The following is a 15,757-nucleotide window of genomic DNA, read 5'->3' as shown; positions in this document are numbered from 1 at the left end:
TGGTGGCTGTAGCCGAACGTCATCCGCAGCCGGCCCTGGAACACCGAACCGTCCACGGCCAGCGCGTGCGGCTGCACGGCTCGGGGCTCCACGATGGGACCCACCGGCTCGTCGCTCATGGTGAAGAGGGTGCTGGCGGCGGCCGTGCCGTCCAGCTGGCCCAGGTAGTTGAACGCCACCTGCGCCCGGGGCAGCGAGGCCAGCCGGGCCCGCGTCTCCGGGGGGCCCAGGTGGCGCAGCAGGTTGAAGCCGATACCGCGGCCGGGCCACGCCTTCAGCGAGTCCCTCACGGCGCGCAGGCCGTCACCCAGTGAGCCGCCCTTGGGCAGCCGCAGCAGCGCCGGCGCCACGGACGTGAACCAGCCCACGGTGCGCGACACGTCCACGTCCGCGAACAGCTCCTCGCGGCCGTGACCCTCCAGGTCGATGAGGACGTCCGGCTTCCCCGTCCATTCGCCCAGCGTCCGCCCGAGCGCGGTCAGGAGCACGTCGTCGATGCGCGCCCGCCAACCGGTGGGCGTCTCCTGGAGCAGCTGTCGCGTCTCCTCCGCGTCCAGCTCCACCGCGACGCTGCTTCGTGACGCGTACGTGTACGGGCCCGGTCCATCCACGGGCAGCGGGGCCACGTCGCCACGCAGCGCTTCCTGCCAGAAGGCTTCCTGCGCTCCCAGCTCGTCAGACAGGGCGTGCTTCTGGAGCCGCTGCGCCCAGGACTGGAACGACGTCGTCTTCGCGGGCAGCACCGGGGCGCGGGCGGACTGGAGCTGGAGGTACGCCGCCTCCAGGTCCTCCACCAGGATGCGCCACGACACCGCGTCCACCACGAGGTGGTGGATGATGAGCAGCAGGCGCTGCGGCTCACCGGCACCGAAGTGGAACAGCGCCACGCGCACCAGCGGCGGTGTCGCCAGGGCGAAGTCCGCCTGGAGACGCGCGGCCTCCTGCTCCATCGCGGCGATCCGGGCCTCCGGAGGCAGCATGGACAGGTCCACCTGGAGGAGCACGGGGGGCGCTTCCACGGGCGCCACTCCCTCCTGGCGCCACGTGCCGTCCTCGGCGTGGACGTAGCGCAGGCGCAGGGCGTCGTGATGGGTGACGAGCGCCTGGAGCGCCCGCTGCAACAGGTCGGCCTTCAGCGGCTGACGGGTCTTGAGCAGCAGGGCGTGATTGAAGTGGTGCGGATACGTTGGCTCCCGATCGAAAAGGTCCACCTGGATGGGCGTGAGGGGAACGTCGCCCACCACCGGGCCCTGCTCCGCGAGAGTGGCCTCACCGTCGCGAGCCACGGCCGCCAGCGCGCCCAGGGTGGGGTGCTGGAAGAGGTCCTTCACCTGCAACCGCACTCCGGCCTGCCGCGCCCGGGCCACCACCTGGAGGCTGATGATGGAGTCACCACCCAGCGCGAAGAAGTTGTCGTCCAGGCCCACGCGATCCACGCGCAGCACCTGCGCCAGCACCTGCGCCAGCGCCTGCTCCCGCCGCGTGCGCGGCGCGACGTACTCGCGGCGCGAATCGCGTTGACCCGTCGGCGCGGGCAGCGCCTTGCGGTCCACCTTGTCCTGCGCCGTCAGCGGCAGGGACTCCAGCGCGACGAACACCGACGGCAGCATGTAGTCCGGCACCCGCTGGCGCATGAACTCACGCAGGACCTCGGGCTCGGGGACGGACGCGGGGACGACGTAGGCCACGAGCCGCTTGTCTCCGGGCGCGTCCTCGCGCACCACGGCCACTGCCTCGCGCACGTCCGGATGCGCGGACAGGGCGGCCTCCACCTCCGCCAGCTCGACGCGGAAGCCGCGCACCTTCACCTGGTGGTCGGTGCGGCCCAGGAAGTCCAGCACCCCGTCCGGCCGCCAGCGCGCCAGGTCGCCCGTGCGGTAGAGGCGCTCACCGGGTGAAGAAGCGAAGGGGTGGGGGACGAAGCGCTCCGCGGTGAGGTCCGGCCGGGAGATGTAGCCGCGCGCCAGGCCCTCGCCGCCGATGAACAGCTCGCCCGGGACGCCCGGCGGCACCGGCTGCCCGTGCGCGTCCAGGACGTACAGCTCCGTGCACGTGATGGGCCGGCCCAGGGGCACGGGGGTCTCCACGCGCGCGGGGTCGGACATCTCGTGCACGGAGGCGATCACCGTCGCTTCGGTGGGGCCGTAGCAGGCCAGGAACGTGAGGCCCGGATGCGCCTCCAACACCTTGCGCGAGTGCACGGGCGGGATGACGTCGCCGCCCGAGATGAGCCTGCGCACGCCGCGCAGCGCCTCCGGCTTCAGGTCCACCACCTGCGTGAAGAGGCCCGCCGTGAGCATCATCGACGTGACGCCGTGACGCTGGATGACCTGCGCCAGCACCTCCAGGTCCGACGGCGACGTGGGCGGGAACACCACCAGCCGCCCGCCGTTGAGCAGCGGCCCCCAGATCTCCAGCGTCGCCGGATCGAACGAGATGGGCGCGACGTGGAGGAACGTCTCGCCCGCGCTCATGTCCACGAAGGCCGGGTGGTGCAACAGGCGCATCACCGCGCGGTGCTCCACCGCGACGCCCTTGGGACGCCCGGTGCTGCCGGACGTGAAGTCCACGTACGCCAGGTGGCGCGAACGCACTCCCGACACCACGGGCGCCGTGGGCAGGTCCGCGGCGCCGAGCTCCTCCACGAAGACGGATTCAATCCCCTGCGGCAGGGACACCGCCTCGCGCATCGACCGAGTGGTGAGCACCCACTTCGCGGGCGCGTCCTCCAGCATCGCGGCCAGGCGCGGCGCCGGGTAGCTCGGGTCGAGCGGCACGTACGCGCCGCCCGCCTTGAGGATGGCGAGCAGGGAGACGATGAGCTCAAGCGAGCGCTCCAGGCACACCGCCACCAGGACGTCCGGGCCCACGCCGCGCTCACGCAGCAGGTGCGCCCACTGGTTCGTGCGCGCGTCCAGCTGCGCATACGTCAGGCGCGCGTCCCCGAACTCCACCGCCACCGCGTCCGGCCGCCTCGCGACCTGATGGGCGAAGAGGTCCGGCAGGACGGCCTCGCGCGGGATGTCCTGGAAGGTGTCGTTCCAGGAGCGCAGCACCCGCTGGCGCTCCGTCTCATCCATGAGCGGCAGCAGGGCGACGGGCGTCTGGGGATGGGCCACCACCTCGCGCGCCAGGGTCACCATGTGCCCGGCCAGGCGCTCCATGGTGGACGCGTCGAAGAGGGCGGTGGCGAACTCCAGGCTGCAGCTGAAGCCGGCGCGGCCCTCCACCACCTCCATGCCCAGGTCGAACTTGGACGTGCCGGTCGGCACCTCCACCTGGGTCAGCTCCAGTCCCGCCGGGCGGGCCTTGCCCTCCGGCGTGTTCACCAGGTTGATGCTGGCCTGGAACAGCGGGGTGCGGCTCAGGTCGCGCGGCAGCTCCATGGCGTCCAGCACGCGCTCGAACGGAGCGTCCTGGTGCGCGAAGGCATCCAGGGCCTGGGTGCGCACGCGGCCCAGCAGCTCCACGAACGACGGCATGCCGGACAGCCGCGAACGGAAGGGCAGGGTGTTGATGAAGCACCCCATCAGCCATTCAAGCTCCGGACGCGTGCGGCCCGCGATGGGCGTGCCCACCACGAAGTCCTCCTGGCCGGAGTAGCGCGACAGCACCGTCTGGAAGAGCGCCATCAGCACCATGAACGTCGTGGCGCCGTGCTTGCGGCCCAGCGCGAGCATCGGCGCGGACACCTCCGACGGCAGGAGGAAGGTGTACCGCGCGCCCGCGTAGGACATGACCGCCGGGCGAGGCCGATCCGTGGGCAGCTCCAGCGGAGGCGCGCCGGACAGGTGGTCCTTCCACCAGGCCACCTGCTTCTCCATCTCGCCGCCTTCCAGCCACGCGCGCTGCCACACGGCGTAGTCCGCGTACTGCACCGGCAGCTCCGGCAGCGGCGACGGCTGGCCCGCGCGGAACGCGGTGTAGTTCACCGTCAGCTCATGCGCGATGACCATGGTGCACCACGCGTCGGACACCGCGTGGTGGAAGGTGACGAACAGCACGTGCTCCCGGTCCCCCAGGCGCAGCAGTGCTCCGCGCACCACTTCCTTCTCCAGATCGAAGGGTTGGCGCACGGCCTCCTGGCAGAAGCGGTGCATCGCCGCTTCCCGTGCCTCTGGCGTGTCGCCGGGCGCGTCCCAGCGCTGGAGCGACAAGCCGCGAGGCGGATGGATGACCTGCACCGCATGGTCGCCCTCCAGGGAGTAGGTGGTGCGCAGCACCTCGTGGCGGACGACCATCATGTCCAGCGCGGCCTGGAGCGCGGCGCTGTCCAGCTCGCCCGTGAGCCGGAAGATGGCCGGGTTGTTGTACGCGCTGCTCGTGGGCTCCAGCTGCTGGAGGTACCAGAGGCGATGCTGCGCGAAGGACAGGGGCAGCGGCTGATCCCGACTCACGCGCGGGATGGGCGGCGGGCCCATGTTCACCACCGCCGGGGTGACGGGCGCCACGGGACGCGGTGCTTCCACGACGGCGGGACGCGCCACGGGCGGAGGCGGAAGCCGCGACGGTGACGCCACGGGCTCCAGTCGGCCGTCCCCGCGCAAGCGGGCGTGACGGCCGGTGCGGAACAGCTTCGCGGAGGCCTCGCGAGGGTGCGGCACCAGGCGGCGGTGCTCTTCATCACCCGCGCGCCACAGCGCGGAGGGGAGCCCCGCGCCCGCGAGGGCCAGCTCACCCACCACGCCCGCGGGCACGGGCTGACCAGCCGCGTCCAGCACCCAGGCCTGGAGGTTCGCGGGGATGCGCTCCGCCAACGTGCGCGGCAGCAGCGCGCCTTCCTGGGCATCACCGGACAGCCACACCTCCACGCCCGCGGCACGGTGCAGCGCCGCGCCCAGCTCCACCGACGCGCCCTCCAACACCAGCGCGCCTACGTGGGCCAGGGACTCACGCGCTCCGGGCAGCTCGCTGAGCGAACGCGCCAGACGGGCCGACGTATGCAGCAGCACCGCGCCGGACTGTCGCGCCAGCTCCAGCAGTCCTTCGACGCCCGCCTCGGCCTCCACCAGCACCTGCTCCTGGCGGGCGGCGGCCTCCGCGTCCATGCGCTCGCGCACCACGGCCAGCCGGCGCAGGCCCTCCAGCACCACTGGCGTGTCGAGGCCGAAGTCGATGAGCGCTGCCACCTCGTCCACGTCCGCCGCGCGCACGTCGCGCAGCCGCCTCAGCGCGCTGTCCACCGTGCCCAGCAGGCCCGTGTTCTTCGCGTGGTTCTCGAACGTGCGCTCCAGCACCGCGTTGATGTCGTCCGGCGACAGCTTCTGGACGTCGGTGATGCCCTGCGCCTGGAGCAGCGAAGTGCTGATGTCCACCGAGCTGCGGAAGTAGCCGAGCAGCGGCTGGCGCACCGTGCGCAGCACCTCCTGTTCATCGTCGCCCAGGTACGTGTGCAGCATGCAGGTGATGTGGCCGCGGCCCGGGTGCCCGTTGCGGCGCCACGCGTCGCGGTACAGCGCCACCTTCTGCTTCAGCTCCTCCAGCGTGTGCGACAGCAGGCCCGTGAGCACGCCCGCGCCCAGCTCGCCCGCCATCCGGAACGTCTCCGGGTTGCCCGTGGCGGTGAGCCACACCGGCAGCTCCTTCTGCACCGGCTTCGGGCGCAGACCGACCTCCGCCGTGCTGCCCGCACCCGCGGGACGCTTGAAGCGCTCGCCGCGCCACAGCGCGCGCAGCGTGGACAGCTTCTCCAGCAGGATGTCGCGGCGCTTCTCGTAGTTGGCCGGCGCGAAGGTGAAGTCCTGCGTGTGCCAGCCGGTGGCCACGGACAGGCCCACGCGGCCCTGGGACAGGTTGTCCACCACGGACCACTGCTCCGCGATGAGCAGCGGATCATGCAGCGGCAGCACCACGCTGCCGGAGCGCAGGCGCAGGTGCTTCGTGACGGTGGCCAGGCCCGCAGCCACCACCGCCGGCTGCGGGTACAGACCGCCGAACGAATGGAAGTGCCGCTCCGGTGTCCACACCGCGGAGAAGCCGTTCGCGTCCGCGAACTTCGCGCCCTCCAGCAGCAGCTCGTACTTGGGACCCTGGAGCGTGTCCTCGTCGTTGGCGAAGTAGATGAGGCTCAGGTCCATCGCCTTCGCGCGAGGCCCCCCATCGCCCAGGCTCACCAGCCGAGCGGTGATCCGCTCCGGCGGGAACACCACCCGCAGGCCGCGCGTGAGCGCCCACAGAGCCTCCAGCTCCGGACGGTCGGAGGACGGCTCGCTCGCGGCCAGCCACGCGCCGCCGTCCGGGGGCGACAGCCGCGTGTCCAGGCCGGTGAAGAACTCCGCCAGCTCCCGGTGGCCCAGGGCCCACGCGGGCTGACCTCGGCCCGTGGGCAGCAGCCACGCCAGGGCGTGCGGTTCCACGTGCGCAGCGGTGGCATGGGCCTCGGTGGCGGCAGGGACGTCCTCCACGTAGACGACGCGTGACGCGTCCACGCGCACGGAGGCCACCAGCGCGCGCGTGGTGACGAGCACCGGCACCGGAGCACCTTCGGGCGCGTACACGGGCAGGTGGCTCAAGTCGGACGGGCCCAGGGCGACGCACGCGCCGCCCGCGCCGAGCACGGCCCACAGCGCGGCCAGCTTCTCCGGCGACGTGCGCAGGCACACTGCCACCGGGGTTCCGGCCTTCACGCCCAGGGCCTTCAACTTCGCGGCCAGGGCATCCGCACGGGCGCCCAGCTCCGCCCAGGTCCAGTGCGTCTCTCCCTGGGACAGGGCAGTGGCATCCGCGTGGCGCGCACGCCGATCCGCGAGCGCAGTGGGCACGGGGACCAGCCCCGGCGTGGCGCGAGGCGTGGGCCAGGCGCGGCGCTCGTCATCCGTGGCGAGCGGCAGGTGCGCCACCTGCGTGTCGGGGTTCGCGAGCGCGGCGCCGAGCAGCACCTGGAAGTGCTCCATGAGCCGCGCCGTGGTGGCGGCGTCGAACAGGTCCGACGCGTACTCCAGCGCGCCGTGGACGCGGGTGGGGGACTCGAAGAGGACCAGGGTGAGCGCGCTCAGGGTGGAGCCCCACTGCACGGGCGTGCCCGGTACATCCACCAACGTGGCGCGCAGGCCGATGAGCTCCAGCGTCTCCGACGAGCTCGCGCCCGTGTGGTAGACGAACACGGAGTCCGTCATGCGCCCCCGGCCGATGTCATGGCCCGGGATGAGCGCCTCCACCAGGTACTCGAAGGGCACGTCCGGACGCGTCTGCGCGTCCGCGACCTCGCCTCGCACCTGGGCCAGCAGCTCGCGGAACGTGAGACCTTCGGTGAAGCGCGTCCGGAACGCCTCCGAGTGCGCCACGTAGCCGATGAGCGGCATCAGCTCCGGCCGCGTGCGGTTGGCGATGGGCGTGCCGACGACGACGTCCGTCTGGCCGCTGTAGCGGTGCAGCAGCGTCTGCCACGCGGCGAGCACCGTCATGTAGCCGGTGAAGCCCTCGCGGCGCGTGAAGGCCACCAGCGCGTGGGCGAGCGCGGGCGGGAAGTCCAGCGTCATGCGCTGGGAAGAGATGAGGGGCTCGTTGGAGCGGGGCCGGTCGGTGGGCAGATCCAACCGGCGCGGCATGCCAGCCAGCCGCTGCCGCCAGCCCTGGTCCTGTTCGGCAAGACGGCCGCTCGTGATGCCACGGCGCTGCCATGCACCGAAGTCCGCGTACTGGAGGGGCAGCGGCTTGAGTGGAGACGGCTTGCCCTGGATGAAGGCGTCGTAGAGCTGGCCCAGCTCCTGGACGAGCAGGGCGATGGACATCGTGTCGCTGACGATGTGGTGGATGCTGGCGATCAGCAGGTGCTGCTTCGAGTCCAGGCGGACCAGGGTGGTGCGCAGCACGGGGCCGTGGACCAGGTCGAACGGCTTCGCGGCGTCCTCGCGGGCGAGGCGCAGCGCCTCGGGTTCGCGCGTCTCCATGGGGCCGCGCAGCTCCAAGCGGGTGAGGGGCACGCGCATGCGCGGGTGGAAGCGCTGCACGGGGCGGCCGTCCACGGTGTCGTAGGTCGTGCGCAGCGCTTCGTGGCGCTGGACGATCTCCTGGATGCCGCGCTCCATCACGTCCGCGTCCAGGTCGCCTTCGAGCCGCAGGACAAACGGGAGGTTGTACGCGGACAGGCCGGGCAAGTGCTGCTCCAGGCGCCAGACGCGCTCCTGCACGAACGACAGCGGCAGCTCGCCGCCGTCACGAGGCAGCGGCACCAGCGGAAGCTCCGTGGAGACAGGAGCCTGGGGCGCCTGGAGCAGCAGGGGCTCCAGGCGATCCGCGATGCCTGCGACGGTGGGCGCTTCGAAGAGGGCGGCCAGCGGCAGGTTCACGCCAAAGGCCTCACGGAGCTGGTTGAGCAGCTGCGCGGCCGTCAGCGAGTTGCCGCCGAGTTCCAGGAAGTCGTCATGGCGGCCCACGAACTCCAGGCCCAGACGGTCGCGCCACAGCGCGGCCACGCGCTCCTCGATGTCACCCCGAGGCGCGTCCTCACGGCCGGGAGGGGCAGCGGGGGACAGGGCGGGTTCCACGCCCGTAGGCGCGGCAGACCCGTGCGAGGCCCCCCCCGCCTCCGGATGCATCCCGTGCACCGGAGCCCCGTGTGAGACGCCGGCCGGATCCGTCGTCACGGACGCGCTCTGGGGAGCACCGTTCGGGTCCGTCGTCACGGACGCGCTCTGAATCGCGCCGTTCGGAGCCATCATCGCGGACGAGGCTTGAGGGGCTCGGACCGACGCCGTGGCCGTCATCGCGGAGGCGGCTTGAGGGGCGCGGACTGACGCCGTGACCAGGACCAGGTCGGCAGTCACTTCGGGCGCACGATCAGCGGGCGCGGCCGGAGCCCAAGGTTCGGGCGCACGCTCCACGAGCGCGGCCGGGGCCACGGCCGGAACCTGCTGCGCACGAACGGGACTTCCTGCCGGAGGCGCGAACGGAGACGTCGTGGCGCGTGCTCTCGGCTGCACCCAGACCGCCTTGGTCTGGAACGCATACGTGGGCAGGTGCAGCCGCAGGCGCTGCTCGTGCGCGTAGAACGCGCTCCAGTCCACAAGCACACCTGCGGTCCACAGCTCGCCCACGGCCTGGAGCCAGCCCATCTGCTCCGTCGTCTTCCCGCCCACCCTCAGCGACGCCAGCGCGAGGATGGAAGGACCGCCCTCGGGCCGGGCCAGGTTCGCGCGCACCAGCGGCGTCACGTCCTGTCCCGGTCCCACCTCCAGCAGCACCGTGCAGCCTTCCGCCTGGAGCGCCTCCACCGCGCGGGTGAAGCGCACCGGCTGGCGCATCTGCTCCGTCCAGTAGTCCGGAACCGCGAGCTGCCCCGGACCGACCAGCGCCCCCGTGAGACTGGACACGTACCGCACCGCCGGCTCCGACCAGCGCAGCGAGCCCACCACGCGCGCCAGCTCCGGCATCAACGGCTCCACGTCCGCGGAATGGAACGCGTGTGGCGCGGGCATGCGCACCGCCCCGGCCTTCAGGCCCTTCAGCTCGGCCTCCAGCCGCTCCACTTCCTCCACCGGCCCGGACACCACGCAGCGGTCCGGAGCGTTCACCGCCGCCACCGACAGCCGGCCCGACAGCAACGACTGCACGCGCTCCACGGGCAGGGCCACCGCGAGCATCGCGCCCGGCGGCATCCGGTGCATCAGCTCCCCGCGAGCCACCGCGAGGCGCATCGCGTCCTCCAGGGACAGCGCCCCCGCGACGCATGCCGCCGCGTACTCACCGAAGCTGTGCCCCATCACCGCGGACGGCGTGACACCCAGGTCCCGCCACATCCGAGCCAGCGCTACCTGCACGCTGAACAACGCGGGCAGCGCCACGCGTGTATCCGCGAGGTCCGCCGAAGCATCGGCCTCGGGAGCCAGCACGGCCGACACCCGAGCCCGCAGCGGCGCGTCCAGCAACGCGAGGCACGCGTCCAGGTGCGCGCGGAACAGGGGCGACGCCTCCGCCAGCTCACGCCCCATGGCGAGCCGCTGCGATCCCTGCCCGGAGAACACGAACGCCACGCGCGGCGCCTTGCCCGGACTCTTCACCGGCGTCACCGGCTTCTGGAGCTGCCGCGACAGCTCCTCCGCGTCCGTCACCACCACCGCGCGGCGGTACTCGAACGCCTTGCGGCCCACGGCGTGCGTGAACGCCAGGTCCGCCAGCGCCGAGTCCCCGACGCCCTTCGCCTCCAACCGCCGCGCCGCCGCCTCCAGCGCCTCCGGCGAGCGCGCGGACAGCACGACGAGCTGGTGGGAACGCGTGGTCGAACCACTCTGCCGCATGGGAGCTTCCTCGAGGATGGCGTGGGCATTGGTGCCACCAATGCCGAAGGAGCTGACCGCGGCGAAGCGAGGCGTCTCGCTCCGAGGCCACGACCGCAAGGTGGTGTTGACGAAGAACGGACCCGCGTCGAAGTCGATCTGCGGGTTGGGCTGCTCGAAGTGGAGGCTGGGAGGAATCTCTCCATGGTGCAGCGACAGCGCGGCCTTCATCAGGCCCGCCAGCCCCGCGGCCGTATCCAGGTGCCCCACGTTCGTCTTCAGCGACGCCAGCGCGATGCGCCCCCGGTGCTCCGAGCCCAGGCCGTACGCGCGAGTCAGCGCCGCCACTTCAATCGGGTCCCCGAGAGGCGTCGCGGTGCCATGGGCCTCCACGTAGCCCACGGCCTCCGGTGCCACGCCCGCGTTGGCCAGGGCCTGGGACACCACCGCCGCCTGTCCCTGCACACTCGGCGCGGTGAAGCCGGACTTGTTCTTGCCATCGTTGTTCAGCGCCGAGCCCCGGATGACGGCGTAGATGGCGTCCCCATCCCGCACCGCGTCCTCCAGACGCTTGAGCACCACCGCGCCCACGCCGTTGCCGGGCAGCGTGCCCCCCGCCTTCGCGTCGAACGCACGGCAGTGGCCATCCGGGGAGAAGATGAGCCCCTCCTGCGCCACGTAGCCCGTGCGCTGCGGCAGCGACAGCCGCGAGGCCCCCGCGAGCGCCACGTCGGACTGGCCCGTCCGCAGGCTCTGACAGGCCAGGTGCACGGCCACCAGCCCCGTGGAGCACGCGGTGTAGAGCAGCGTGCTCTCACCGGTGAGCCCCAGCTTGAAGGACGCCTTCGTCGGCAGGCTCTCGTGCGTGCCGGTGCCGTTCAGCTCGAAGAAGGACGCCGCGTCCAGCGGCATCGCCTGCCGCACGGCCTCCGCGTATCCAGAGGCCGCCGCGCCTGCGTACAGCGAGATGGCGCCGGGGTATCGCTCCGGATTGACGCCCGCGTCCTCCAGCGCGGCCCACGCCGTCTGGAGGAAGAGCCGCTGCTGCGGATCCGTGAACTGCGCCTCGCGCAACGACATGTCGAAGAACGCGTGGTCGAACCCCTCCACGTCGTCCAGGACACCGGCGGCCGGAACGAACGCCGGGTGGTACCAGAGCTCGAACCCCTCCGGCAGGGAGGGCAGGTGCTCCAGTTCTTCCGGTGAGAAGCGCGTGATGGACTCCACGCCCTCGCGCAGGTTCCGCCAGAACGCCTCCACCGTCCCCGCGCCGGGGAAGCGGCCCGCCATGCCGATGATGGCGATGGAGCCGGACGCGCCAGGCTTCGACGCCTCGCGCGGACGGTGGCCAGGGGCGGTGGGAGACGGCGCGGGTGCGCCCTGCGACTCGTGCTCCAGCCGCTGGGCGAGCGACTCCACCGTGGGGTGCTCGAACAACCAGACCACGGGTACGTCGCGGCCCAGCGTCTCCTTCAGGCGCGAGGCGAGCCGCATCACGGACAGCGACGTGCCGCCCAGGTCGTTGAACAGGTGGTCCTGCGTGCCCACCCGGTCGGCCCCCAGCTCGCGGGCCCACGTGGAGGCGATCTGCTCTTCCAGCGGGTGGGACGGCGCCACGTAGCGCTCGCGCCGGCCGGTGGCCTCCGAGTCCGGAGCGGGCAGCGCCTTGCGGTCCACCTTGCCGCTGGGGTTCAGGGGCAGGGTGGGGAGCGCCACGAACAGGGACGGCACCATGTAGTCGGGGAGCTTGCGGCGCAGGGCCTCCCGCAGCCGCGAGGGCTCCAGCACCTGCCCCGGGCGCGGCATCGCATAAGCCACGAGGCGCTTGTCGCCGGGCACGTCCTCGCGCACCACCGCGGCGGCCTCGTGCACTTCGGGCAGCTCGCGCAGGGCGGCCTCCACTTCCGGAAGCTCGATGCGGAAGCCGCGCACCTTCACCTGGTGGTCCGTGCGCCCCAGGAAGTCCAGCGTCCCATCCGCGCGCCAGCGCACCCGGTCGCCCGTGCGGTACAGCCGTGCACCCGGCTTCGTGCCCCAGGCATCCGGCACGAAGCGCTCCGCCGTCAGGCCCGGCCGCGACACGTAGCCCCGGACCACGCCATCACCGCCGAGGAACAGCTCCCCCGGCACGCCCACCGGCACCGGCTGGAGCCGCGCGTCCAGCACGTACGCCGTGGTGTTCGCGAGCGGCGGGCCGATGGGCACCGACGCGCCCGCCTGCTCCGGCCGCTCCACCGTGAAGAACGAGGCGGCCACGGAGCATTCACTGGGGCCGTAGGCGTTGATGACGGGCCGGCCCAGGAACTCCACCGCGCGGCGCACATGCGGGGCGGAGATGACGTCGCCCGCCACGTGCACTTCGCGCAGCCGTCCGAGGATGTCCGGCCGGTGCTCCACCAGCTGCGAGAAGAGCCCCGACGGCAGGTGGGCGAAGCTGACCGCGTGGCGCTCCACCACGCGCGCGAGCGTGTCCATGTCTCCGGCGGGGACCTTGCCGGGGAAGATGACCAGCCGGCCGCCGTGCAGCAGCATCGTCCACAGCTCCATCACGGAGCCGTCGAAGGACAACGGCGCGAAGAGCATGCCCGTTTCGCGCTGACCGACGCGCGAGTAGGGCTCGGCGTGCACGAGGCGCAGCACGCCGCGCTGCTCGGAGGCCACCCCCTTGGGACGGCCGGAGCTGCCGGAGGTGAAGATGACGTAGGCCAGGTTGCGAGGCCCCACGGTGACCTCCGGCGCGGTGACGGGCTGATCATCGAGCGCCAGCGCGTCCACGAAGAAGCAGGACAGGGCCGCGTCGGGCACGTTCAGCCGCTCACGCAGCGCGCGCGTGGTGAGCAGCATCCGGGGCCGGGCGTCCTCCATCATGAACGCCAGCCGCTGCGCGGGGTACGACGCGTCCAGCGGGACATAGGCGCCGCCCGCCTTGAGGATGGCGAGCACCGTGACGACGAAGTCCACGGAGCGCTCCATGCACACCGCCACCGGCACGTCCGGGCCCACGCCCCGGGCCTGGAGGAAGTGCGCGAGCGGATTGGCCCGCGCCTCCAGCTGCGCGTACGTCAGGCGAAGGTCCCCGTCCTCCACGGCGATGGCGTCCGGAGCCCGGGCGACCTGGAGCGCGAACTGCTCGGGGAGGGTCCTGCCGGAGGGGTAGTCGCGGGCCGTGTCGTTCCACGCGGTGAGCACCTGGTGGCGCTCCGCGTCCGTCATCCAGGGCAGCTCGTGGATGGACGTCCGAGGAGCCGTGATGGCGGCCTCCAGCAGCACGCGGAAGTGACCGGCCAGCCGCGCCACGGTGTCCGCGTCGAACAGCTCCGTGGCGTACTCCAGCCAGCCCTCGAAGCCCTGGGGGGACTCCGCGAGCGACAGCGTGAGGTCGAACATGGACGTGCCGGTGTGCACGTCCAGGAGCCGGGTCTGGAGCCCCTTCAGGACGGGCGCGTCCACGCGGGCGCCCTGGAGGTTGAACATCACCTGGAACAGCGGCGTGTGCCCCAGCTCGCGAGGAGGCCGGAGCGCCTCCACCACCCGTTCGAAGGGCACATCCTGGTGCGCGTACGCGCCCAGCGCCGTCTCCCGCACGCGGCCCAGGAGCTCCCGGAACGAAGGAGCGCCGGACAGTCGCGTGCGCAGGACCAGCGAGTTGACGAAGAGGCCGACGAGCCCCTGGAACTCCGCGCGCTGACGGCCCGCGATGGCCGTGCCCACGCTGATGTCGTCCTGGCCCGCGCGGCGGGCGAGCACGGTCTGGAAGGCCGCGAGCAGGACCATGAACGGGGTGACGCCTTCACTCTCCGCCAGCCTCCGGACGGAGTTCGCGAGGTCGGCGTCCAGCACCACCGGGACCCGAGCGCCCGAGGACCCACGCCGCGAGGGACGCGGCCGGTCCGTGGCCAGCTCCAGCAGTTGGGGAGCACCGGCGAGCTGCGTCCGCCAGTAGTCCAGCCGCGACTCCAGCGCGGCGCCATCCAGCGTGTCCCGTTGCCAGTCGGCGGCGTCGGCGTAGTCCAGGGGCAGGGCGGGCAGGGGCGACGGGCGGCCCTCACGCAGCGCCGAGTAGAGGGCGGAGACCTCGCGTACCAGCACCGCCATGGACGTGGCGTCCGACACGGCGTGGTGCATGACGAGCACCAGCACATGGGTCCGCGCATCCAGCGCGAGGAGCGTGGCGCGCACCAGCGGTCCGCGCTCAAGGTCGAACGGGCGGCGGGCCTCTTCGTGAGCCAGGCGGAGCGCCTCGGCCTCGCGGGTGTCTGCGGGCAGGGACTCCAGTGACACGCGCGCCAGCGGCAGGGACGCGTCCGCCGCGATGACCTGCCGGGGCTGCCCCGGAGCCTCGCGGAAGGAGGTCCGCAGTCCTTCATGCCGGGCCGCGAGGGCCACGAGGCTGCCCTCCAGCGCGGCCACATCCAGCTCGCCGTCCAGGCGAACGGCGGCGGGCAGGTTGTAGGACACGTCGCCGGGGGCGTACCGGGACAGGAAGAACAACCGGGCCTGCGACGAGGACGCCTCGCGGTCGCCGCCCACGTTCTTGCGGCTGGGCGCGAGGCCCGCCGAGTCACGGAGGGAGGCCAGCCTGTGCGCCAGGGACGTGATGCTCGGCCCCTGGAGCAACCACTCCATGGGCACCGTCAGCCCGGTGCCCGTGCCCACTTCATGCGCCAGCTCCACGGCGCCCAGCGAGTCCAGCCCGTAGCGAGTCACCGGAGCATCAACGTCGATGTCCTCACGGAGCATGCGCACGTGTCGGGCCACGATGTCGCGCAGCCACTCGACCAGGGCCTCTGAGTCCGGCTTCTCAGGCAGGGCCACTTCCGCTTTCGGTCCAGCATCAACCGAGGAAATTGCTGGAGCAGAGGGCAGGGGAGCATCGGCCTGTGATGGGCGTGCAGCAGAGGAGTTGGAACCCTCAGCCCGCCATGCAGTCACCTCCTGCAACGTCCCCGCGAGGAAGGCCGCGCGGCACGCATGCCGCTGCACCTTGCCACTGGACGTCTTCGGCAGACTCCCCGGCTCAATCAGCACCACCGCGTGCGCCTGCACCTCGTGCGACTCCGCCAACCTCTGACGGATGGTGCCCACCGCCGTGTCCGCCGCCGCCAGCTGCTCTCGCAGCCCACCCAACCGCCGCACGTCGATTTCCTGCACGACAACGGCGCGCTCCTCGCCCCCCACCTCCACCGAGAACACCGCGCCGCCTCCGGGCCTCAGCGCCGGGTGCGCCCCCTCCACCGTCGCCTCCAGGTCCTGCGGGTAGTGGTTGCGCCCGCGCAGGATGATGAGGTCCTTGCGTCGCCCCGTGACGTACAGCTCCCCCTCCGGCCGCAGGAACCCCAAGTCACCGGTGCGCAGGTACGGCCCGCCGTCCTCACGCGCGATGCGCGCATGGAACGTCTCGCGCGTCGCTTCCTCTCGGCCCCAGTACCCCTGGGCCACGCTCGGCCCCGTCACCCAGATTTCGCCCACCTCCCCAGGCCCACGCCGCTCCAGCGTCTCCGGGTCCACGATGGCGATTCGCTGCTCCGCCAGCGTCTGGCCAC

At 72.3% G+C, this 15,757-nt stretch carries 1 protein-coding gene (cut by a window edge); it reads right to left on the bottom strand.

Translation table 11 applies throughout. From position 1 onward, the window contains the following. Nucleotides 1-15,757: part of a non-ribosomal peptide synthase/polyketide synthase coding region (locus tag D7X30_RS40635; protein ID WP_120568352.1), annotated on the bottom strand (this coding region is incomplete at its 5' end). 13,705 nt of the annotated region lie to the left of the window's left edge; the window shows 15,757 of its 29,462 annotated nt.

The organism is Corallococcus sp. AB011P (assembly GCF_003611605.1).
Lineage (GTDB): Bacteria > Myxococcota > Myxococcia > Myxococcales > Myxococcaceae > Corallococcus > Corallococcus coralloides.
This window is presented reverse-complemented; position numbering and strand designations above follow the sequence as displayed.